Consider the following 22,728-nt stretch of genomic DNA (forward strand, 5'->3'; position numbering starts at 1 on the left):
CGACACCTCCCTCACGCGCCGGCTTACAGGAATCCGATCGAGATCCACGGGAAGACAGCGACGACGATCAATCCCACCAGCAGCGCCAGCAAATAGCCCCAGATCGGCCTGATGCCTTCGGCCGGATCGACGCGTCCGATGGCGCAGGCGGCATAATAGCCGACGCCGAAGGGCGGCGCGAATAGCCCGATACCCATGGCGAGAATGATCACCATGGCATAGTGCACCTCATGCACGCCGACGGCACGGGCGATCGGAAACAAAAGCGGCCCGAACAGCACGATCGCCGGGATGCCCTCCAGCACGCTGCCGAGGATGGTGAAGGCCAGGATCGAGACGGCGATGAAGGTCGCCGCGCCGCCCGGCAATCCGGTCATGGCGGACGCCAGCGAGCGCGAGAAGCCGGACTGGGTCAGGCCCCAGGCCATGCCGGTCGCCGTGCCGATGATCAGCAGGATCGCGCCCGACAGCGCCGCGGTCTCGACCAGCATCGGAAACAGCCGCCGCCAGTCGAAGCGGCGGTAGACCAAGAGGCCGACCAGGGCGCCATAGACGATGCCGATGGTGGAGACTTCGGTCGCGGTCGCGATGCCCTCGACCACGGCGTAGCGGATCACGAAGGGCAGCGCGAGCGCGGGCAGGGCGACGACGAAGGTCTTGCCGATCTCGCCACCCGTGGCGCGGCGAACATGGCTCATGTCCTCGTGGCGGTAGCGCCACCACACCAGCATGCACAGCGTGACCGCCAGCACCACGCCGGGCAACAGGCCGCCGGTGAACAGCGCGGCGATCGAGACGCCGGTGACCGATCCGATCGTGATCAGCACGAGGCTCGGCGGAATGGTCTCGGTCTGCGCGCCCGTGGCGGCAAGAAGCGCGACGAGATCGCCGGGCTTGGCGCCGCGCTGCTTCATCTCCGGGAACAGCACGGGCGCGACCGCCGCCATGTCGGCGGCCTTGGCGCCGGAGATGCCGGAGACCAGGTACATGGCGCCGACAAGGACGTAATGCAGCCCGCCGCGGACGTGGCCGAGCAGGCTCGCCAGGAACGCGACCATGGCCCGTGCCATGCCGGTCATTTCGATCAGCAGCCCCAGGAATACGAACAGCGGCACCGAGAGCAGGATGAGGTGGCTCATGCCCTCGTCCATCCGCCCGACCAGCACCATGACCGGCGTGCGCGTGGTCAGTGCCAGATAGCCGAAGATGGCGAGCCCGAAGCCGAACGCGATGGGCACGCCGGCAAAGACGCAGAAGCCGGCGACGCCGACGAAGAAGATGACGAGGTTGAGGTTGCCGAGCGGTCGCAGATAAGGCTGCGCCAGCCAGAACAAGCCGACGACGACAGCAACGGACATCACGGCCGTCAGCACCATGCGGTAATCGGCTGCGCGCAGCAGCCGCAACAGCGCGAACGCCGCCATCAGGCAGATCCCGGCCGGGAGCGCCGCGGCGCGCCACATATTGGAGATCTGGAGCGCCGGCGTGGTGATGAAGCTTTCCTCGTAGGCGTAGTCGCAGGACGGCCAGACGATCAGCGCCAGGAAGGCCAGCGCCGCGCAGGTCGCCACCAGATCCAGCCAGGCCCGCATCGCAGGCTTGGCGCTGGCGACGACAGCGGTCATGCGCATGTGCTCGGAGCGGCGGAACGCCACCGCCGCGCCCAGCATCGCGAGCCACAGGAACAGGATCGAGGCGAGCTCGTCGGACCAGATCAGCGGCCGGTGCAGGCCATAGCGCGCGACCACGCCGGCAAACAGGATCGCGATCTCGGCGACGACCAGGATCGCCGCCGGGATTTCGACGAGGAGGCCGAGTGCGCGCTCCGTTGAGGCCAGCAACGAAGATCGGCGAGGGGACCGAACAGTCGCCTCGCCCGCCACTCCGTTCACCTCGACCTCGATATGAGCCATGACGGCTCCAACGCGTTACGACAGCTTGCCGACGGCCTTTTCCAGCAGGTCCCAGGCTTGGTCGCCATATTTGCCTTTCCACTCCGCATAGAAGCCGGCGGACCGCAGCTTGTCGCGGAACGGCGCGACCGCGGGCTGGTTGAAGGTCAGACCCTTGGCCGCGAGCTCCTGCTGGAGATTGGCATTGAGCTTGGCGGTATCTTCACGTTCCTTGACCGCTGCGGCATTGATGTTCTTGGCGACGATGGTGCGCACATCCTCGGGCAGGCTGCTCCACGCCCGACGATTGGCCAGGAACCAGAAGCCGTCCCACATGTGATTGGTCAGCGAGCAATATTTCTGCACCTCGTAGAGCTTAGCGGTCGAGATGATCGCCAGCGGGTTCTCCTGGCCCTCGACGATCCTGGTCTGGAGCGCGGAATAGACCTCGGCGAAATTGATCGAGGCGGGCGCCGCATCGAAGGCCTTGAACATCGAGGTCCACAGCGGCGACACCGGCACACGGATCTTGAAGCCCTTGAGATCGTCCGGACCGGTGATCGGCTTGCTCGACGACGTGGTCTGGCGGAAGCCGTTGTCCCAGATCTTGTCCATGACCTCGAGCCCGGCCTTCTTGATCTCGCCGCGGACGAAGGCGCCGAGATCGCCGTCCATGGCCTTCCAGACCGTGTCGTAGTCCGGGAACGCGAAGCCGATGCCGTTGATGGACGCCGCCGGTACCAGGGTCGACAGGATCAGCCCCGACAGCGTGAAGAACTCGACGCCGCCGGACCGGATCTGGCTCAGCATGTCAGTGTCGGACCCGAGTTGGTTGTTCGGGAAGATCTGGAGGTCGAACTTGCCGTTGGTCTCGGCCTTGATCGCCGCGGCCATCTCCTTGGCGCGCACGTTCAGCGGATGGGTGTCCGGCAGGTTGTTGGCGTATTTGTAGGTGAACTCGGCGCTCTGGGCGCGGGCCACATGGGGCGCACTGAGGCCGCCCAGGACCGCGGTCGCGGCGGAGGCCTTGAGAAGCGTGCGGCGGGAAAAGCTCATGGGTCTGCTTCCTCGGGAGGTTTGTTGTTGTTCTGAGATGCAAACCTATACGGACGTCGAGTCAGAAGGTCATCTGCGATCTCGCGAAGCCTCGCTTATTGCAGCCGGACATCGTCACGGCAATATCGGCTTTCGGAGGCATGGGCCGGATTCAAAAATGCGAAAACAACCCCATGCACAGTAGGCGTCGAGAGTTGGGACGACGTGTGACGGGCGGGCAGCAAACGGGCGGCGAGCGAAGGCGCGGTGGTAGGAGTTCTGGCTAAATAATTGATCTGATTGTATATAAATATATTCCATAATATACCTTATGCGAATCATGGATATGGCTGTGCAGATCAGGCCAGATAAATGCGCACCTACCCAGGAACCCCTCTCTCGGCTCACACTTGCCGCCAACAAGCCCCGGGCAAACCGACGCAGCGGTTGAGGCCACGGCAGCATTGGGAGGTTCATCATGCCGCAGCACGTCGCCCGCGCAGACCGCTCGCGCGCCATTCCATTCGACGCCGCCAAGCTCGACCGCCTGATGGAGGCAGCTCACCTCGACGTCCTGGTCGCGACCTCCAAGCACAATGTGCAGTACCTGCTGGGTGCCGAGCGCGCGATCTTCTTCGACTACATGGATGCGCTGGGCGTCAGCCGCTATCTGCCGGTCCTGGTCTATCCCAAGGGCGCGCCGGAGAAAGCCGTCTATATCGGACACCGGCTGGAGACCCATCAGCGCAGCGTTGCGCCGCCATGGGTGGCGCAGGTCCGGACCGAGTCCAACGGCTCGGTCGATGCGGTCACGCGGGCCGTAAGCCTGATCCGCGACGCCGGCGTACCCTTGAAGCGGGTCGGGGTCGAGATGGCGTTCCTGCCGATGGATGCGGGCCAGGCGCTCGTCGATGCCCTGCCCGGCGCCGAGCTCAAGGACGCGCTGCTGGTGCTGGAACGACTGCGCGCGGTGAAGTCGGCGGACGAGCTTGCAAAACTCAAGACGGCATCCGAGCTCGTCATCGCGTCCATGCTGGAGGTGATCGCCGGGCACGGGCCGGGCACGACCAAGCAGCAATTGTCGGATGCGTTGCGCATCTCCGAAGCCAACCGCGGGCTGACCTTCGAATACTGCCTGCTCGCCTGCGGCAACAGCCACAACCGCGCGCCGTCGGCGCAGCGCTGGGAGCAAGGCGAGGTGCTGTCGCTCGACTCCGGCGGCAATTATCACGGCTATATCGGGGATCTCGCGCGCATGGCCGTGCTCGGCGATCCCGACGCCGAATTGAAGGACTGTCTTGCCGAGATCGAGGCGGTCCAGCGCGCCGCCTTCGCCGCGGTCCGGCCCGGCGCCATGGGCGGCGACATCTACGTCGCGGCCGAGCGGCAGCTCGCCCAGATCACCCAGCGCGACTGCACCGATTTCCTGGCCCACGGCATGGGCCTCGTCAGCCACGAGGCCCCTCGCCTGACCGCCAAGGGCCCAATCCCCTACGACGACACCGACGCCCGCCTGCCGCTCGAGCCCGGCATGGTGGTGTCGATCGAGACCACGATGAAGCATCCCAGCCGCGGGTTTATCAAGCTGGAGGATACGGTCGCGGTGACGGCGACGGGATACGAGATTTTCGGCGAGGGTGGGCGCGGCTGGAATTTGGGGAGCAGTGCGCTGTAGGCTGGCACCACCCACCGCGCTTACAGGAGACATTTCGCCCTCGGCCCGAGCCAGCCGGGTCGTCAACGCCGTGACCTACAACGCCATGACCTAGACTTCTGCGGAAGCGGTAGCTCGCGGCATTCGCATGACTTGCTCAAGGGCATGCCGGTGCTTCAGCACGGCAAGGGTCTCGCGTGCGCTGAGATTGCTGACGACTTCATCGAAATCGTCGCTCTGCTCAATCTTGGCACGGGCGATCGCGAGATCTATGTCGATCTGGCCCGATTTGCGAGGCGGCGCTTCGAGGGACTGCAGGTGCGGTCCCAGCAACACGGGGTTCTGTCTAAGTTCGATCAGAGCGCCGTGGGCCTCGATCCGAGCCAGGCTGGCAAGCTCTCTCGCCCTCTGCAGCAGTGCCGGCGCGCGATTGTCCTCGGGGGTCGCAAACAGGCGCGCCATTCGTGGTGCCGTGGACGTGACGACACCGATCGGAATGGCACAAACCAGGCCGATGATCACCGGCGACATCCAGAGCAGCAGCGGAAGCGACACGGCATAGGCGCTTGCCGCCATGGCCAGACCGCATAGGGTCGGCACCGTGAATTTGCGATAGACTTCATCGCGCGTGATCCTGCCATCGCTTCGCCGTTGCACTTGCCAGCCCGCGTCCCGCCCCAGCAGGATCTCCGCCACGGCGGTCGATTGAAAGATCATCATCGATGGGGCAATCAGGGCGGCAAGCAGGCTCTCGGCAACCACCGCCAGCAGCACGCGAAATCCGCCGCCGAATGCCTGCCGTTCCGCGCGCTTGGTGAGCAGAACGAGGTAGGCCAGCAATTTGGGCACGATGAGCAGCCCCATTGTCGCGGCAAAGACCCAGGCGGCAAGCACGGGATCCTGTGCGGGCCACGTTGGAAACAACGAAAAGCCCTTGGGAAAGTACTCCGGCTTGACGAAATAGGCCTGCAAGGAGATCAGGATTCCGAACAATAGAAACAGCAACCACAGGGGGGCTGTTAGATAGGAGCCGATCCCGGTCAACAGGTGAAGCCTGGAGACCCAGTGCAGGCCTCGGGCCGGCAGAACGGCAAGATGCTGGAGATTGCCCTGACACCAGCGGCGGTCACGCGCCGCGAAATCCAGCAGCGACGGTGGCACCTCCTCGAAACTCCCGCCGAGACCTGGGGCCATGAAAATCCCCCACCCCGCCCGTCGCATTAGTGCGGCTTCGACAAAATCGTGGCTGAGGATATGGCCACCGAAAGGCTTCCTCCCGCGCAATTCGGGCAAGCCCGCCTCTTGCGCAAAAGCCTGCACCCGGATGATGGCATTATGTCCCCAGTAGTTGCCCTCTGAGGCGTGCCACCAGGCGTTCCCGGCCGCGATCAGCGGACCGTACAAACGACCCGAGAACTGCTGAAGCCGGCTAATCAGGGTTCGCGCATTGACGACGACCGGAAGCGTTTGAATCAGCGCGGCTTGCGGGTTTGCTTCCATCGCGCCCGCCAGCCGAACGATGGTCTCTCCGCTCATCAGACTGTCCGCGTCGAGAATGATCATGTAGTCGTAGGCGCCACCGAACCGCCTCACCCATTCGGCGATGTTGCCGGACTTTCGGGCGGTGTTGTCGGATCGGTGACGATAGTAGAGATGGCCCGAACCGCAGTTGCGCTGCAGTTCCAGAAACGCAAGCTCCTCGGCAATCCAGATGTCCGGGTCTGTCGTGTCACTGAGCAGAAACCAATCGAACAACGGAGCCTGTCCGGTTTCGCCGACCGACTCGTACATCGCGCGGAGTCGCGCCATGAGATGATGCTGATCCTCGTTATAGGTCGGCAACAGCATGGCCGTTCGGCCGGTGATCGCGGGCAGCGGACCGTCGCCGTCAATTGGCAGCACATCCGGTCGGCCCCGCAGGAGCACAAAAAAGCCGGCTAATGAAGACACGAACGAAAACGCGATCCAGGCGAGCAGCACGAGAAACAGTCCAAACACCATGCCTTCGAGGACTGTGACGCCACCAACCTTGAGGACATCGTACATCTCAAGGGCGCCGGCGGCGGTAATCGCGGCCGTTCCGCCGAGAATGAACAGGCGCCGCGCTGCAACGGCAGGGGTGGTCCGCAGTCGCGCGGGATCGGCACGATTGGTCCCGTCCAATCGGCAAGGCCGCATCGGGAGAGGCGTTTCATCGGGAAGATACCTAACGCCGAGGTCGGGCGAAAGCGCAGGCGACGAGGTCAAGGCGCCCATCGGTAAACCCAGACTTCGGAGATGGGTTGATCGCCCTGCATCAAGACCGCCCTCAACTCGATCGGTGCGTCCTTCACGGCGCATTGAAAACTCAGGCGCCAGCCGCCGGTTTCCGGGTTTGGCTGTGTGACGACGTTCTTGATCTCGGATTTGTCGGCGCTGACGGCGCCCCTCACCTTGTCAGGATCGACCTCCTTCAGCTTGTCACCGAGGAGTTCGAGCACGAACAATTTGCTGTCGTCGCCCCGCGCGCCAACGCCTGTGCGGGTGAACCGGGCCAGTGAATTGGGCTTCGGCGCGTCCGGACCCCAGTGCAGACGGTAGGTGTAGTTGTTTTCGCTCTTGGCCTGGAGAGCAGTTTTCGGGCGCCAGAAGGCGGCGATGTTGTCGTGAACTTCCTCCTTGGTCGGGATCTCAAAGAGGACCACACTGCCCTCTCCCCAATCTCCGATCGGTTCGACCCAGAGGCTCGGGCGACGCTCAAAGCGCGATTCGATGTCCTCGTAGGCAAAGAAGTTTCGTTCCCGCTGCATCAGGCCGAAGCCGCGAGGATTGAGGTCATTGAATGTGCTGGCCTGCAGATCGCGTGGATTGTTTAGAGGACGCCAGAGTTGCTCGCCCTTTCCATTGAACACGGCGAGCCCATCGGAGTCGTGCACGGCAGGGCGGAAATCGTCGACATCGTGTCGGTCGTTCGGACCGAAAAAGAACATGCTCGTCATGGGCGCCAGGCCGGCATGTCGCAGCTCGATCCGCGGATAGAGCGACATCTCCACGTCGAAGACCGTCGGTGCGCCCGGCCTGATCGTGAAGCGATAGCTTGCCGTAGCGCTCTTGCTGTCAAGTAGCGCATGTACCACGACGGATGTGGCACCCGGCGCGGGCTTCTCCAGCCAGAAGGCCTTGAAGAGGGGAAATTCCTCTCCCTTGCTCTCGCCGGTATCGATCGACAGACCGCGCGCGGAAAGGCCGTAGGTCTCGCCTTTGGCAACGGCACGGAAGTAGCTGGCGCCGAGAAACGCGCAAACCTCGTCGTAGTAGTCAGCCCGATTGATCGGGGCGTGAATGCGAAAGCCGGCAAATCCGAGATCGGCGTCCGGTACCTGGCCGATATTGTCGCCGAATGCAAAATCGTCGCGCCGGTACCTGATCGGTACGGCTCGTCCGCCGGAGACCTCGTAAATGTCGACGCTGTTTTTATAGAAAAAACCGCGGTGGAAAAACTGAACCTCGAAGGGCAGCTTCTCGCTGCGCCAAGCCGCGCGCTCCGGCAGAAAGCGAATTGACCGGTACTGATCGTAGGTGAGATCCTTGAGCGCGTCCGGGACCTTTTCCTCTGGTGGCGCAAAGGGCTTACTCGCCAAATTGCGGGCAAGCTCGCGGACATAGGAGGGGCCAAACGGCAACTCCGCCGCCGATGCCGCATAGACTGCGCCAGATGGTAATGTCACCAATGGCGTCAATGCCGCGGCTTCCAGGAATTGTCGGCGATTCAAGTGTTCTACCCGTTCGGTTGCAACCGCAATGCAACCCCCTCGTCGCGACCAAGTTCCATGGGCGCCGCCGAATCCGAGCACCGTGTGTGCCGACGACGTCGTCGATGCCGGCCTGGGGCGATTTCGCGCTGCTCCGCCTCGGTTGCGCCTGCAGGACGGTCTGCAATTTCCGATTGCGCATTCTTGAGCCATGGCTAGCCTAGCAAAGCTGTAGGGCCCAAAAGTAACTGGATGATCGCGTCGGAAGTTGCTGCTCGCCTTACCAGCGCGACTGCACCGATTTCCTCGCCCACGGCATGGGTTTCGTCAGCCGTGAGGCCCCAGGATGAGGAACTGAGTTTGCAAAGGAGTGAAACTAGCGCGGCGGCAGCAGCTCCAACTGGCTCTGGGCCTTCGTCACGGCGGCGGAGAACCAGCTCTGGCTTGGTGCTTCCTTGGCGAAGCACTTTGTGTAGGCCTCCATCGCCTGATCTTTGCGGGCCATGGCGTCCTGCGGGGTCTTCCTGGCCATCATCTGCTTCCAGATTGTTTCGCAGGCCGGGATCTCAGCGGTCTTCACGGCGTCGCTTGCAGCGATGAAGAAGACCTTCTCGCCCTGGATCGCGACGACGTCGATTTCATGCGGCGGTCCCTTCAGATCGCCATTGCCGCGCACGCCCAGTACGGCGACCGCGGCGCTCACCCCCGCGGGCTTCGCGATCGGCAGCTCGGCATATTTGGCGAAGGCGGAGTCCTGGATGGCATAATAGTAGAAGCGGTCCGACTTGAGCGCGGCGCCGATCTCCCGCGGCATACCGTCCTCGCCGTGCTCGCGCAGCCAGTGCTTGAGCAGCGCCGTCGTGGTCACGACGGCTTGCATCTTGTCTCCTTCGGAGGCGAAGCCGAGACCGTCGAGATGGCCGAAGCCGGAGTCGCCTTTGAAGAGCGTGTCGGCATTCGACTTGCCGTCCACCGGAAGCCCCTTGATCGCGACCGGACCCACCAGGCCGCGCAGTACGCCTGTCAACTCCTTGAGCGCCGCATCGTGCTGCTTAGACGTCTCTTCGCTCTCCTTCGCTTTCGAGAACTTTGCGATGTAGCGATCGCGCAGGTCGAGATAGCGCTGCTCGGGCGTGGCCGCATGTGCGGGCGTGGCGAAGACGAGCAGGTAGAGCAAGGCAAGCGATCTCATGCGATTTCCGGCAAGACTGGGAGCGATCTCCAGTCTTTGTGCCCGTGCCGGGCGGGAAGGTTCATCCGCTAGGGCCTGAGCTCTACTCCGCCGGCGTGAGCTGCCGGCCGAGGCGCATCGCCGTTGTCTCCTGCACCCGGACGCGGGCGCGGCGCTTGCGCCACCAGATCACGACACCGGTGACCGAGAGCGCGGCCACCACCAGCCCCATGATCGAGATCAGGATGCGGCCGAACAGCCCGACGATGCGGCCCGAATGCAGCGGGAATTGCGCCTGCACGAAGATGTCGGCGGCGGTGCCGACCCAGGGCAGCCGTTCGCCGATCGGGCGGCCGTCTTCGCCGTCGTAATAGAGCTGCGCCGGGCCGACGCCGCCGGCGCCGTGATCATCGCCCGGATGGAAGAAGGCGGCGGCATAGACACCATGGGCCGGGCCGTAATTGATCGAGCCGACCGGGATGGTCCACCCTCGCCCCTTGCCGTCGGCCGCCGCGCGCGCCGCAATGTCGGCGAAAGTGACCTTGGGCTCGATGGGATCGTCGAGATCGCGATACGGCCGCTGCTCATAGGGCGTCGGCGTGTAGTTCGACACCATCTTCATCAGCGGCGAGAACACTTCGAAATAGAGGTTCAGCGAGAACGCCGTGAAGGCGATGATGAACAGCACGCCCCAGGTCCAGAGGCTGAAGGCGCGGTGGATGTCGAAATTGATCCGGTAGGTGCTGCCCGAGGTCTTGATGGTCCAGGCCGGCGCCCAGCGCGCCCAGAAGCCGCGTTCGAGCTGTCGCGTGACTTGGGGCGCCCGCGCCGCCCTGGCGCTCCGCCGCGAGGGCAGCGTCAGGTAGAAGCCGACGAAGCAATCGATGGTCCAGATGATGGCGATCACGCCGAGCACGCGCATGCCCCAGCGGTCGCTGCCCCAGAATTCCGGGATGTGCATGGTGTAGTGCAGCTTGTAGAGGAACGAGACGAAGTTCTCTCGCGTCACCGGCCACACCGCGCCCCAATAGCGCCGGCCGAGCTCCATGCCGGTGTTGGGGTCGAGGAAGATTTGATTGTAGTCGAGCGCGTAACGCTTGCCGGTCGCGGGATCAATCCGCGGCATGACGAAGAACCACAGCGAGTGGCCCTCCTCCGGCGTCATGAAGAGGTAGACCACGCGCGCGCGGGGATCGCGCTGCTCGATCATCTTCGCCAGATCGATCGAGGGAATCGCCGAGCGTTTGCTGCTGACCTCGAACAGGTGGTGATTCAGGACCTCGTCGATCTCGTGATCCCAGGAGATGATCGCGCCGGTGATGCCGGAGAAGAACAGGAAGCCGGCCGTGAGCAGTCCGGCCCAGCGATGCAGCCTGCCGAATATCGCTCTCATGGTCTCATCTCACTGGTCCGGCTTCCCCGTTGCCAAGGCCATCGCAGGGGGATCGTTCTTGACGCCCCGCCCTAACTCAGGCGGTTTGGGAGTGCGATAGGAACAGCGTTAGAATCTCTCCAGAGGTGCGCACAGCGCGTGCGACCTATGCGCTCATCTGCGCTGTGGAATGAGTCTAAACGGACGGCGCTCTCGTTCGTTGGCAATACCGGGAAACAATTGGCTCGGTTCATCGCGAAATCGCGCGCATCTCCTCAGTCGCGAGCCTGCGCCATCATAGGGCCCTGGCCTGGTGGGCGCGACGCTCGCCCGGGCGACACTGGTGTTTCAGAACCTCATCAAATACCCGATGTGAGGCCGATCCCAACCGGTGTCAGCGATGCCGCAGCCGGCGATTGACCCGGCGCGCGAGATAATCGCCGGCGCTCTGGACCAGCTGCACCAGCGCGATCAGCACCACGACGACGGCGAGCATCATCTCCGGCATGAAGCGCTGATAGCCGTAGCGGATGCCGAGGTCGCCCAGGCCCCCGCCTCCGACGGCGCCGACCATGGCGGAGTAGCCGAGCAGGCTGACCACCGCCAGCGTCAGCGCCAGCAGAAGACCCGGCAGCGCTTCGGGGATCAGCACCTTGAGCACGATCTGGATCGGCGAGGCCCCGAACGAGGACGCCGTCTCGATCAGGCCACCATCGACCTCGCGGATCGCGGCCTCGACCAGGCGCGCGATGAACGGCGCCGATGCGATCGTCAACGGCACGATCGCGGCCGTCGATCCGATCGAGGTTCCGGCAACGAGGCGTGTGAACGGGATGATGGCCACGACCAGGATGATGAAGGGCGTGGACCGCGTCGCGTTGACGACCATGCCGAGCACGCGATTGACGACGGGCGCCGCGAACAGCTCGCCTTTCCGGCTGGTCGCGAGAAAGACGCCGAGCGGCAGGCCGAAGGCGGTGCCGATCAGCGCCGCGATGCCGACCATGTACAGGCTCTCGCCGGTGGCCTGGATGATCAGGTTGATGAGTTCAGGCGACATAGCCGAGACGCTCCGCGGGGAATTGATATTGTGAGAGCCAGGCGAGCGTCCGCGTCGTCGCGTCGTCGCCGCCAGAAATGCTGGGAGGAATGCCAAGCGTCAGCGAGCCCACATGCTGGCCGCCGATCTCGTCGATGCGGGCCGACAGCAGCGAGACGTCGAGGCCGAGCTCGCGCGCCAGCCGTGCCACCAGCGTGTCGCCGGCCCCTGCCCCGCGCACCTGGACGCGGATCACGGCCTGTCCGCCAGCAGGCCGCTCCGAAACGATCCGGCTCGCCAGCGACACCGGCAGGCTGTCGCCGATCGCTTCGGCCAGGAAGGATTGCGTGATCGGATGCTTCGGGTGGGTGAAGATGTCGGCGACATGGCCGCTCTCGACGACGTGGCCGGCGTCGAGCACCACGACTTCCCTGGCGAGCTGGCGCACCACGGACATCTCGTGGGTGATCAGCACGATGGTCACCCCGAGCTCGCGGTTGATGTTCGCAAGCAGATCGAGGATCGCCCGCGTGGTCTGCGGATCCAGCGCCGAGGTCGCCTCGTCCGACAGCAGCACGCTCGGCCGCGTCGCCAAGGCCCGCGCGATGCCGACGCGCTGCTTCTGGCCGCCGGAGAGTTCGGACGGATAACGGTCGTGCTTGTCGGCGATACCGACGAGAGCGAGAAGTTCAGCCACACGCGTGCGGATATCGGCCTTGGCCCAGCCGGCGATCTCCAGCGGCAGCGCGATGTTGGCGGCTGCCGTGCGCGAGGAGAGCAGATTGAAGTGCTGGAAGATCATGCCGATCGAGCGCTGTGCCAGCCGCAGCTCGCGGCCAGCCAGCGCAGAGATATCTCTGCTATCGACGACGACGCGGCCCGTGGTCGGCTTCTCCAGCCCGTTGATCAGCCGGACCAGGCTCGATTTGCCGGCGCCGGAGCGGCCGATGACGCCGGTGATCGAACCGCGCGGGATCGCGAAGTCGATGTTTTGCAGGGCATTGACGCCGGGCTTGCCGCGATAGGCCGGATAGATCTTCGAGATGCCTTCGAAACGGACCATCGCGTCAGGCGCAGTCGCGGCGGGTGAGATCGCGTCAAGCGTTTCGATCGGCTGTCCGATCGCGAGCGACGGGTGGGCGTTCATGGAGGCGGCCTTCATGCACAATAGTTCCGCTTGCCTCTGGGGCATCCGGGAACCGGGTCGCATCGAGCGACGGAGAGTGAAACCGCGATGAGGGCTCGGGTCGAGCGCGCCGCACCGCAGCACGCACCATCGCCCTTTCAGGTCTCTCTTGCAATGTCAGATATTTGCGGGGGTTTGGACGAAGTTTTCCAAATCCCGCCCCGGCGAAGAAAATTCATCTGCCGGGGTATCAGCCTCCAGCCCGGCTCAGCGGATCTGCAACCAGGGCAGGACGATCAGCAGCAGCCCCGCGAAATAGAGCACCCCGAAGATCAGCCCAAAACCCCAGAACTGGCCTTTGCCGATATAGCCGCTGCCGAAATACATCGGCGCCGGACCCGTCGCGTAAGGCGAGATCACGCCCATCAGGCCGAGCGAATACATGCAGAGCATGGCGAGCGTCGTGACCGGCAGGTCGGGGATGCCGGACCCGACCGCGAGCACCACGGGCAGCACGGCGGCGGCATGCGAGGTGATGCTCGAGAAGAAATAGTGGATCCAGAAGAACAGCGCGACCAGCAGGAGCATCGCGGTCGACGGCGACAGCCCGGCGAGCGGTTTTGCGTATTCGGTCGCGAACCATTTGATGAAGCCGATCTCGTTGAGGCCCGAGGCCAGCGTCAACAGCGAGGTGAAATAGAAGAACACCTCCCAGGCGCTCTTCTCGGCGACGATGTCGGCAAACTCGATCACGCCGGTCACCAGCATCAGCGAGATCACGATGAACACCACGGTGGTGGCGTTGACGAAGTTGGAGCCGAGCACGGGCACGCGGATGTCCGGGCTCGAGCCCGCGATCCACAGGAACATCGCGAGCACGATCAGGCTCAGCATGATCCACTCGTTGCGCGACATCGGGCCCATCTCCGCGAGCTCCCTTGCCGCCCATTCGGAAATTTCCGGGCTGCGCTTCACCTCGGGGCGGCAGACCACGTAGCTGAGCAGCGGGACGAGCACCATCAGGAGGATGCCGAGCGGCGCAAAGCCCATGAACCACTGCGCCCAGCTCACCTCGACCCCGACGGTCTTCTTGGCGATCGCCAGCGCCGCCGCATTGGGCGCAAGCGCGGTGAAGAACAGCGAGCTGGTCACGGCGGTGGACGCGAACGCGGTCCACATCACGTAGGTGCCGATCCTGCCGGCGGTCGGCCCCGGTTCGGAGCCGTAGATGCGCGGGATGTTGCTGATGATGGGATAGACGATGCCGCCGCTACGTGCGGTGTTGGACGGCGTCGCCGGAGCCAGCAGGAAGTCCGACATCGCGACCGCGTAGCCGAGGCCGAGCGTGTTCCCTCCGAGCTTTTGTACCAGAACGAGCGCAATGCGCCGGCCGAGCTGGCTCTTGCGATAGCCGATCGAGAACACGAAGGCGCCGACGATCAGCCACACCGTGCTCTCGGCAAAGCCCGCCAGCATCCAGCGCAGCGACTTGGTCGGATCGGGATCGATATAGCCACTGATGCCGGCAACCGTCAGCCCGATCAGGCCGACCGCGCCGACCGGCATCGATTCCAGGATGAGCCCGGTGATGACGGCCGCGAAGACGGCAAAATAGTGCCACTGATTGACATTGAGCCCTGTCGGCACCGGCCACAGATAGATCACCAGCCACACCGCGATCGGCGCGATCAGCTTCCAGCGAAACCCTTTCGCCTCAGGCGCCTGCGAGCTAGCGGTCATGGGCCCTCCCCCTCGATTGCCGTCGTGTTCTACCGGCCCGTTGAACGAGCCGCTTTTGTCCCAACGCGGCGTATACGGATTGTCCGCGGCGCGATCAATGCCCTGGCCGACGTTCTGCCTCCCCGGCCCTGATTTTCCTCGTGCTCACAGATGCCCGGTGCGGTGATGCTCGGGCTCGCCGCCGCGAACCGGAAACCGGATCGTGGTGCCGATGGTGATCCAGTTGGCATTTTCGCCGCTGATGTTGTGGCCGTAGATCACGTCGACGGAGAATATCTCGTTCGGTCGGTAGCGGACGCCGGTCTGGAAACGCGGCTGGACGACGCTTGCGATCTCGGAGGCGCCGGCTTGCCCGTACGCCTCGATCGTCCATTGCAAGGTGTCGGTGAATTTCCAATCGAAGCCGATGCCGCAGGTCAGGTAGTGGCGATCCACCGTGCGATCCCAGAGCCAGCCGCCATTGACGTTGATGCGCATGGTCTCCGACAGGCGGAAGGTCGCGGGGATGACGACAAAGGCGGACAGGGCATCGCCGGTCGCCGCATCGAACGATCCGCCGCCATACGCCGACAATCCCCACCGGCCTATTCCGGTCGGGACGAAATTCGTCTTGGCTTTTGGAGCGACCGTCGTGCTCCAGTCGCCATCGCTCCGGGCCCGGATGGTCTGCATGCTCAGCTCGATCGGCCTGAAGGGATCGACGACACAGGAGGGATTGGCGACCGCGGAAAAATCGGTGTTGGTCGCACTCGACATCCAGCTTTCCACTTTGCAGGAGCCGACCTCGGAAATGTCGGCGGCATCGACCGCATAGGCGCCATTCGCGGCGCGCGCATCCTGCGCCGCGAATGCGCCAAGAGCCGCGATTGCGGCGGCTATTCCGGTTCTTGCAGCCCAGCCCATGGTGCGATGTTAGCAGAGTCTTCGCCTCGACAACGCCCGGATTCTGGGACTATCTTTGCTCCATGAGCGAGCATCGTCATCACCACGATCACGACCATTCCGAGCTGTCGGAGACCGAGCTGCGCGTGCGTGCGCTCGAAACGATCCTGACCGAGAAAGGCTATGTCGAGCCGGCCGCGCTCGACGCCATCATCCAGGCCTATGAGACCAGGATCGGCCCCCATAACGGCGCGCGCGTCGTCGCCAAGGCCTGGAGCGATCCGGCGTTCAAGAAGGCACTGCTGGAGGACGGCTCCAAGGCGATCGGCACGCTCGGCCATGTCAGCCGCGTCGGCGACCATCTCGTCGTGGTCGAGAACACGCCGCAGCGTCACAACATGGTCGTGTGCACCCTGTGCTCCTGCTACCCCTGGGAAATGCTGGGGCTGCCGCCGGTCTGGTACAAGGCCGCGCCCTACCGCTCCCGCGCGGTGAAGGACCCGCGCGGCGTGCTCGCCGATTTCGGCGTCGCGGTGCCTAAGGACATCGAGATCCGTGTCTGGGATTCCACCGCAGAGACCCGCTTCCTGGTGCTGCCGATGCGCCCCGAAGGCACCGACGGCTGGAGCGAGGAACGGCTCGCCGGGCTCGTCACGCGCGATTCCATGATCGGCACCGGCTTTCCCGGATCGCCGTCATGAACGGCGTGCATGACATGGGCGGCATGGACGGGTTCGGCAAGGTCGAGGCCGAGCCGAACGAGCCGGTGTTCCATGCGGAATGGGAAGCGCGGGTGCTGGCGATGGTGCGCGCGATGGGCGCGGCCGGCGCCTTCAACATCGACACCTCGCGCTTCTATCGGGAGACGATCCCGCCGCACGTCTATCTCTCGAGCTCCTACTACAAGAAATGGTTCCTCGGGCTCGAGGAGATGCTGATCGAGAAGGGCTATCTCACCCGGGAGGACGTTGCCGCCGGGCATGCGGTGCATCCGGCCAAGGCGCTCAAGCACGGCAGGCTGGAGCGCGACGATGTCGAGCGCACCATGGTGCGCGGCAAGTTCGCCCGCCCTGCTCCGGCGCCGGCCAAGTTTGGGATCGGCGATCGCGTGCGCGCGAAAAACATCCACCCGGCGACGCACACGCGGCTGCCGCGCTACGTGCGCGGCCATGTCGGTGTCGTCGAGCTCAACCACGGCTGTCACGTGTTTCCGGATTCGGCGGCGATGGAGCTCGGCGAGAATCCGCAATGGCTCTACACGGTGGTGTTTGAGGGCCGCGATCTCTGGGGTGCGGACGGTGACCCGACCTTGAAGGTTTCCATCGACGCGTTCGAACCCTATCTGGACCCGGCGTAATGGGCAGCACGCTTGCTGCGGCCGCGACGGCAGCGATCCCGAGCATTCCCCGCGATGACGACGGCCCGGTGTTCCGCGCGCCCTGGGAGGCGCACGCGTTTGCGATGGCGCTGACCCTGCACGAGCGCGGCGTGTTCACCTGGCCCGAATGGGCAGCAGCCCTGGCCTCCGAGATCAAGCGCGCGCAAGCCGCCGGCGATCCTGATACGGGCGAGACCTATTATCTGCATTGGCTCGCCACGCTGGAAGGACTGGTTGCGCGCAAAGGCGTTGCCTCGACCGACACGCTGCATCGCTACCGCGACGCATGGGACCATGCGGCAGATCGCACCCCGCACGGCAAGCCGATCGAGCTGCGGCCGGAGGATTTTCGGTAAGCTGGTTGCGCGCTGTGTGGGCCCACGTTGTCCCAACCAACACAGTCATTCCCCGCGACCCGGCTACGCCAAGGCTTCGCCGAGGTTGAGGTCCAGGGGCGCCGAAGCTTTTAGCGTAGGCGGCAGGCGGGGAATCCAGTACGCCGCGGCTTCTCGGCTCAAGCACCGTCTCTGGAATACTGGATCACCCGCTTTCGCGGGTGATGACACCGAGTCTATCGTGTCACCGTCCCGCCACATACTCCCGCCACCCCTTCGCCCGCAGGCTGCACGCCGGGCACTCGCCGCAGCCATAGCCCCAATCGTGCTGCGCGCCGCGTTCGCCGAGATAGCAGGTGTGCGACTGCTCGCGGATGAGATCGACCAGCCCATCGCCGCCAAGATCGTGCGCGAGCTGCCACGTCGCGGCCTTGTCGATCCACATCAGCGGCGTATGCAGCTCGAACTTGCGGGCCATGCCGAGCGAGAGGGCCGCCTGCATGGCGCGAATGGTGTCGTCGCGGCAGTCGGGATAGCCGGAATAGTCGGTCTCGCACATCCCGCCAACGATGTGCGTAATCCCGCGCCGGTAGGCCAGCGCCGCGGCGAAGGTCAGAAATACGAGGTTGCGGCCGGGGACAAAGGTGTTGGGGAGCCCGTCGGCGCCCATCGCAATCGCAACGTCGCGCGTCAGCGCCGTCTCGGACACGGCCGCCAGCGTCGGGATCGACAGCGTGTGGCTCTCGCCGAGCCTAGAAGCCCAATCCGCGCGCAGGCCCCTGATGCCGTCGAACAGCTGGTCGCGGCAGGCAAGCTCGATGGCGTGGCGCTGGCCGTAATCGAACCCCAGCGTCTCCACGCGCGCAAAACGATTCAGCGCCCAGGCGAGGCAGGTGGTGGAATCCTGGCCGCCGGAAAACAGCACCAGCGCGGTTTCGGGTGAAAATGCGTCACTCATGGCCGCGCTTTAGCACTGCGCACGCTGCTCGCCAATCTGGCCCGCCAATCGGTGGAAATCACCCTGTTCCGCCGCATGCCGCTGGGAACGGCGGGCCGCTTTTGGCATAAGGCTTGAGAGCCAGGAGACTGCCCCGCAATGACCCCTTCCCGCGACATTTCCCGTCTGATCGAGATCATGGCGGCGCTGCGCACGCCGGTCACCGGCTGCCCCTGGGACCTCGAGCAGAATTTTGCGACCATCGCGCCCTACACGATCGAGGAGGCCTATGAGGTGGTCGAGGCCATCAGCCGCGGCGATCTCGACGATCTCTGCGAGGAGCTCGGCGATCTCCTGCTGCAGGTGGTGTTTCACGCCCGGATGGCCGAGGAGCGGAACGCGTTCGCTTTTGGCGATGTCGTCGAGGCCATCACCCGCAAGATGATCCGGCGCCATCCTCACGTCTTCGCCGACAAGGACGGCAACCTCGCCTCCTCTCACGTCAAGCACGTCTGGGACCGCATCAAGGCCGAGGAGAAAGCCGAGCGCGCCGCGCGCCGGCCGCCGGAGGAGATTTCGCACAAATCGCTGCTGTCAGGCGTGAAGGCCGGCCAGCCCGCACTGACGCGCGCCATGGAGCTGCAGCGCAAGGCCTCCACCGTCGGCTTCGACTGGAACGATCCGCGCGCGGTGCTGGCGAAAATCCGCGAGGAAGCCGACGAGATCGAGGCCGCCCTCGATCGCAACGACAGCAAAGGCCTCGCGGAAGAAACCGGCGACCTGATGTTCGCACTCGTCAACCTCGCCCGCCATGTCGATGCCGATCCCGAAGCCGCGCTGCGTGCGACCAACGCGAAGTTCGAGCGGCGCTTTGCCTATATCGAACGGGCGCTGGAGGCGCAGGGGCGGACCCTCGAGCAGGCGTCGCTGGCGGAGATGGACGCGTTGTGGAATGCGGCGAAGGGCGAGGAAAAGCCGGAGTCAGAGGGACGCAAGGAAGCACGCCGCTAATTCCAATGTCGTCCTGGCCGAGTGCGCAATTGCGCACGCGAGGCCGCGACCCATACCGCGTGATCTCTCCGCAGCACGACGAGGTTAGTACCGTGCACCGAACTGCTTGCTGTGATTATGGATCCCGGATCGGCGCGTGCTTGGGGCGCACTTGTCCGGGACCACCTGGGGAGAGATCACGCCACGCGCGGCACGGCGTCGAAGCGGTTGACCACGATATCCCGCTTGGTCTCGTCCACCCGCACCGTCATGTCGAAGCGGCCGTCGTGCAGCTCCTTGGCCAGCACTTCGGCGTTGCGGTGCAGCCAGGAGATGCCGGCGCCGTCGGCGGCGTCGATCGAGAGGTCGAGCGTGGTGCGTTTTGCCGCTAACCGCTCCTCGATCGCGGCAAGCAGTGCGTCGATGCCCTCGCCTGACACGGCCGAGACCAGCATCGCCGGGTGATCCTCCGGCCTGCGCGCGGCGATGTTCAAAAGCTCTTCGCGCTGTTCGGTATCGTAACGGTCGATCTTGTTCCAGACTTCGATGATGCGGCCACTGTCATCAGGATTGATGCCGAGCTGGCGCAGCACGGCATCGACGTCGCTCTGCTGCGCCTCGGCGTCGTCGTGCGAGATGTCGCGCACATGCAGGATTACGTCGGCCTCCAGCACCTCCTCCAGCGTGGCGCGGAAGGCGGCGACGAGCTGTGTCGGCAGGTTGGAAATGAAGCCGACGGTATCGGACAGCATCGCCTTGCCGCCATGCGGCAGGGTGAGCGCGCGCAGGGTCGGGTCGAGCGTGGCGAACAGCATGTCGGCCGCCTGCACGTCGGCGCGGGTCAGGCGGTTGAACAGCGTCGACTTGCCGGCATTGGTGTAGCCGACCAGCGCGACCACGCGATACGGCACGCGCTGGCGTCCTGCACGATGCAGACGCCGCGTCGCCTGCACCTTCTTCAGGTCGCCCTCGAGCTTGGAGATACGCTCCTGGATCAGGCGGCGGTCGGCTTCGATCTGCGTCTCGCCGGGACCGCCCATGAATCCAAAGCCGCCGCGCTGGCGTTCGAGATGGGTCCAGGAGCGGACGAGGCGCGAGCGCTGGTAGTTGAGATGCGCGAGCTCGACCTGGAGCGAGCCTTCCCTGGTCTTGGCGCGGCGGCCGAAGATTTCCAGAATGAGGCCCGTGCGGTCGAGCACCTTGGCGTGCAACTCCTTCTCGAGATTGCGCTGCTGGATCGGCGCCAGCGCGCAATCCATCACCACGAGGTCGACATCGAGGCTCTTGGCGAGCCCGGCGATCTCCTCGACCTTGCCCTTGCCGATGTAAGTCGCGGGCCGGATCTGGCTGATCGGCGTGATGATGGCGTCGGCAATGACGAGATCGATCGCGCGCGCGAGGCCCGCGGCTTCATCGAGGCGGGCCTCGGCATCACGCAGGATATGGCTCTCCGATTGCGCGTTGGCATTGCCTGCGCGCACCCGCAAATAGGGGCCGATGACAAGCACCCGCCCCGTCTGCTTATCCCCTGCCGACCGCGGACGGTCGGCATCCCCGTCGAAATTCCGGGGTTCCAATCAGATCACTCTCAAGCCGGCTGATCCTCGCCGCCTTCGAACAACTGGATCGGAGCGCCCGGCATGATGGTCGAGATCGCATGCTTGTAGACGAGCTGCGAGTGACCGTCGCGCCGAAGCAGCAAACAGAAATTGTCGAACCAGGTCACGATGCCCTGGAGCTTCACTCCGTTGACCAGAAAGATCGTCAGTGGCGTTTTGGTTTTGCGAACGTGATTAAGGAAGGTGTCCTGCAGGTTTTGTGCGCGGTCTGCCGCCATTGTTTTTTTCTCGCTTTGAGTTTCTTTTTATTGCGCCGGTTGCGGCCCTCTTTGTGAAATTCGGAGCCTCTCCCGGTTGCCGTCCCTCATGAGATCCCCCTCGGAAGGAACAGCTGTGCAATTAGAGGACAGGTGAGCTTATTAGGCAAGCCGCTTCACGCGTCAGCCCACGCCGTATTGCCCCGAAAAACTACGGAAATCGATGATTTTCCTCGCCTATCCCCGCGACGTCGCGGCGCTAGCCGACACCGAGCGCCTTCAATTTCCGGTGCAACGCCGAGCGCTCCATGCCAACGAACTCGGCCGTACGAGAAATATTTCCTGAAAAACGGCTGATCTGTGCAATCAAATAGTCGCGCTCGAACACCTCGCGCGCTTCGCGCAGCGGCAGGCCCATGATGTGCTCGCCATTGTTGCTGGTCGGCATCGCCGGCACCATGGAGCCGACGTCCTGCGGCAACATATCGGCAGTGATGATGACCTCCGGCCCGCCCGCGGCCAGAATCATGACTCTCTCAACGTTGTTGCGGAGCTGGCGCACATTGCCCGGCCAGACATGCGACTGCAGCACCGCCATCGCGTCCTGCCCGATCTGGCGCTTGGGCAGGCCGCTGCCCGCCGAGATCTGCTCCATGAAGTAGTCGATCAATTCCGGAATGTCCTCACGCCGCTCCGACAGCGCGGGCACGCGGATCGGCACCACCGAGAGCCGATGATAGAGGTCTTCGCGGAAATGGCCGGCCGCGATCTCCTCTTCGAGGTTGCGCGCGGTGGATGAGATGATGCGCACGTCGACCTGCACCTTGGCGGTGCCGCCGACGCGCTGGAACGACTGCTCGACCAGCACGCGCAAAATCTTGTTCTGGGTCTCGCGCGGCATGTCCGCGATCTCGTCGATGAACAGCGTGCCGCCATGGGCCTCTTCGAGCGCGCCGGACTTGCGCGCGTGCTCGCCGTTGGACTGCTCGGTGCCGAACATCTCGTGCTCCATCCGCTCCGGCGTGATCGCGGCGGCGTTGATGACGACGAAGGGGCCTTCGGCGCGGCCCGAGGCCGTGTGCAGCGTGCGCGCGGTCAGCTCCTTGCCGGCGCCGGCGGGGCCGACAATCAGGATGCGGCTGTTGGCCTTGGCCGCGCGCTCGATGGTCTGGCGCAGCTGGTTCATGCTGGGCGAGCGGCCGACGAGCGAGCTTGCGCTCGGCGCGAGCTGCTTCAATTCCTTGACCTCGCGCTTGAGCCGCGAGTTCTCCAGCGCTCTGGTCGCGACCAGGATCAGCCGGTCGGTCTTGAACGGCTTCTCGATGAAGTCGTAGGCGCCGCGCTTGATCGCGGCGACCGCGGTCTCGATGTTGCCGTGGCCGGAGATCATCACGACCGGCAGATCGGGGTTGTCCTTCTTGACCTGCTCCAGCAGCTGCAAGCCGTCGAGCTTGGAGCCCTGCAGCCAGATGTCGAGGAACACCAGATGCGGCCTGCGGTTGGCGATCTCCGTGAGCGCCGTATCGCTGTCGCGCGCGGTCCGGGTCACGAAACCCTCGTCTTCGAGGATGCCCGCAACGAGATCCCGAATATCGGCCTCATCATCGACAATCAGAATTTCACTTGCCAT

General features: G+C 64.5%; 19 protein-coding genes. 5 read left to right on the top strand and 14 right to left on the bottom strand.

The window, feature by feature from the left end:
* Window positions 1-23: 23 nt before the first annotated feature.
* Window positions 24-1,913 carry a TRAP transporter large permease gene (locus QCM77_RS18490; protein ID WP_279684487.1) on the bottom strand — a complete coding sequence of 630 codons (1,890 nt, stop codon included), beginning with the start codon at window positions 1,911-1,913 and terminating at the stop codon, window positions 24-26.
* Window positions 1,914-1,928: 15 nt separating this feature from the next.
* The gene (locus QCM77_RS18495) at window positions 1,929-2,948 is read right to left on the bottom strand and encodes a TRAP transporter substrate-binding protein (protein WP_279664503.1); all 1,020 of its coding nucleotides are present in this window, start codon (window positions 2,946-2,948) and stop codon (window positions 1,929-1,931) included.
* 457 nt (window positions 2,949-3,405) lie between these two features.
* Here QCM77_RS18495 and QCM77_RS18500 point away from each other — a divergent pair, with 457 nt between their 5' ends.
* The gene (locus tag QCM77_RS18500) at window positions 3,406-4,602 is read left to right on the top strand and encodes a M24 family metallopeptidase (RefSeq protein WP_279664506.1); all 1,197 of its coding nucleotides are present in this window, start codon (window positions 3,406-3,408) and stop codon (window positions 4,600-4,602) included.
* Between the two features lie 90 nt (window positions 4,603-4,692).
* Here the strand turns inward: QCM77_RS18500 and mdoH are convergent, their stop codons facing one another.
* The 8 genes from mdoH to QCM77_RS18540 all read right to left on the bottom strand — a co-directional run bounded on the left by mdoH (window position 4,693) and on the right by QCM77_RS18540 (window position 15,663).
* Window positions 4,693-6,837, bottom strand: coding sequence for a glucans biosynthesis glucosyltransferase MdoH (gene mdoH / locus QCM77_RS18505; protein WP_279684488.1), 2,145 nt, complete (start codon window positions 6,835-6,837; stop codon window positions 4,693-4,695).
* Window positions 6,825-8,333, bottom strand: coding sequence for a glucan biosynthesis protein G (locus QCM77_RS18510; protein ID WP_279664725.1), 1,509 nt, complete (start codon window positions 8,331-8,333; stop codon window positions 6,825-6,827). The genes mdoH and QCM77_RS18510 overlap by 13 nt, the downstream gene beginning before the upstream one ends.
* 355 nt (window positions 8,334-8,688) lie before the next feature.
* A complete protein-coding gene (locus QCM77_RS18515; protein ID WP_279664510.1) occupies window positions 8,689-9,504 on the bottom strand; it encodes a hypothetical protein in 816 nt (271 codons plus the stop codon).
* Between the two features lie 82 nt (window positions 9,505-9,586).
* The gene (gene fsrB, locus QCM77_RS18520; RefSeq protein WP_279664512.1) at window positions 9,587-10,876 is read right to left on the bottom strand and encodes a siderophore utilization protein FsrB; all 1,290 of its coding nucleotides are present in this window, start codon (window positions 10,874-10,876) and stop codon (window positions 9,587-9,589) included.
* A 373-nt stretch (window positions 10,877-11,249) separates the two neighbouring features.
* Window positions 11,250-11,915 carry a methionine ABC transporter permease gene (locus tag QCM77_RS18525; protein WP_279664514.1) on the bottom strand — a complete coding sequence of 222 codons (666 nt, stop codon included), beginning with the start codon at window positions 11,913-11,915 and terminating at the stop codon, window positions 11,250-11,252.
* Entirely contained in the window at window positions 11,905-13,056 is a 1,152-nt protein-coding gene (locus tag QCM77_RS18530) for a methionine ABC transporter ATP-binding protein (RefSeq protein WP_279664515.1), read from the bottom strand. The genes QCM77_RS18525 and QCM77_RS18530 overlap by 11 nt, the downstream gene beginning before the upstream one ends.
* A 231-nt stretch (window positions 13,057-13,287) precedes the next feature.
* Window positions 13,288-14,760, bottom strand: a complete 1,473-nt coding sequence (locus QCM77_RS18535) for a DASS family sodium-coupled anion symporter (RefSeq protein WP_279664516.1) — start codon at window positions 14,758-14,760, stop codon at window positions 13,288-13,290.
* A 144-nt stretch (window positions 14,761-14,904) separates the two neighbouring features.
* Entirely contained in the window at window positions 14,905-15,663 is a 759-nt protein-coding gene (locus tag QCM77_RS18540; protein WP_279664518.1) for a PA4824 family protein, read from the bottom strand.
* A gap of 62 nt (window positions 15,664-15,725) precedes the next feature.
* Between QCM77_RS18540 and nthA the strand changes: the two genes are divergently transcribed.
* The 3 genes from nthA to QCM77_RS18555 are packed head-to-tail and all read left to right on the top strand — an operon-like array spanning window position 15,726 to window position 17,376.
* On the top strand, window positions 15,726-16,343 hold the full coding sequence (nthA, locus tag QCM77_RS18545; protein WP_279684489.1) for a nitrile hydratase subunit alpha: 618 nt from the start codon (window positions 15,726-15,728) through the stop codon (window positions 16,341-16,343).
* Complete coding sequence (gene nthB / locus QCM77_RS18550) at window positions 16,340-16,999, top strand: nitrile hydratase subunit beta (protein WP_279664520.1); 660 nt, start codon at window positions 16,340-16,342, stop codon at window positions 16,997-16,999. The genes nthA and nthB overlap by 4 nt, the downstream gene beginning before the upstream one ends.
* The gene (locus QCM77_RS18555) at window positions 16,999-17,376 is read left to right on the top strand and encodes a nitrile hydratase accessory protein (protein ID WP_279664522.1); all 378 of its coding nucleotides are present in this window, start codon (window positions 16,999-17,001) and stop codon (window positions 17,374-17,376) included. The genes nthB and QCM77_RS18555 overlap by 1 nt, the downstream gene beginning before the upstream one ends.
* Window positions 17,377-17,599: 223 nt before the next feature.
* Here the strand turns inward: QCM77_RS18555 and queC are convergent, their stop codons facing one another.
* On the bottom strand, window positions 17,600-18,313 hold the full coding sequence (queC, locus tag QCM77_RS18560; protein ID WP_279664523.1) for a 7-cyano-7-deazaguanine synthase QueC: 714 nt from the start codon (window positions 18,311-18,313) through the stop codon (window positions 17,600-17,602).
* A gap of 138 nt (window positions 18,314-18,451) precedes the next feature.
* Here queC and mazG point away from each other — a divergent pair, with 138 nt between their 5' ends.
* On the top strand, window positions 18,452-19,303 hold the full coding sequence (mazG, locus tag QCM77_RS18565; RefSeq protein ID WP_279664524.1) for a nucleoside triphosphate pyrophosphohydrolase: 852 nt from the start codon (window positions 18,452-18,454) through the stop codon (window positions 19,301-19,303).
* A 176-nt stretch (window positions 19,304-19,479) separates the two neighbouring features.
* Here mazG and hflX read toward each other — a convergent pair whose 3' ends face one another.
* The 3 genes from hflX to ntrX all read right to left on the bottom strand — a co-directional run bounded on the left by hflX (window position 19,480) and on the right by ntrX (window position 22,728).
* Window positions 19,480-20,859 (bottom strand): GTPase HflX, encoded by a 1,380-nt coding sequence (hflX, locus tag QCM77_RS18570; RefSeq protein WP_279664525.1) that lies wholly within the window; start codon window positions 20,857-20,859, stop codon window positions 19,480-19,482.
* Between the two features lie 11 nt (window positions 20,860-20,870).
* Entirely contained in the window at window positions 20,871-21,119 is a 249-nt protein-coding gene (gene hfq, locus QCM77_RS18575) for an RNA chaperone Hfq (RefSeq protein ID WP_007591126.1), read from the bottom strand.
* Between the two features lie 238 nt (window positions 21,120-21,357).
* Window positions 21,358-22,728, bottom strand: a complete 1,371-nt coding sequence (gene ntrX, locus QCM77_RS18580; protein ID WP_279664578.1) for a nitrogen assimilation response regulator NtrX — start codon at window positions 22,726-22,728, stop codon at window positions 21,358-21,360.

Source organism: Bradyrhizobium nivariense (assembly GCF_029846695.2).
Classification (GTDB): Bacteria; Pseudomonadota; Alphaproteobacteria; order Rhizobiales; family Xanthobacteraceae; genus Bradyrhizobium.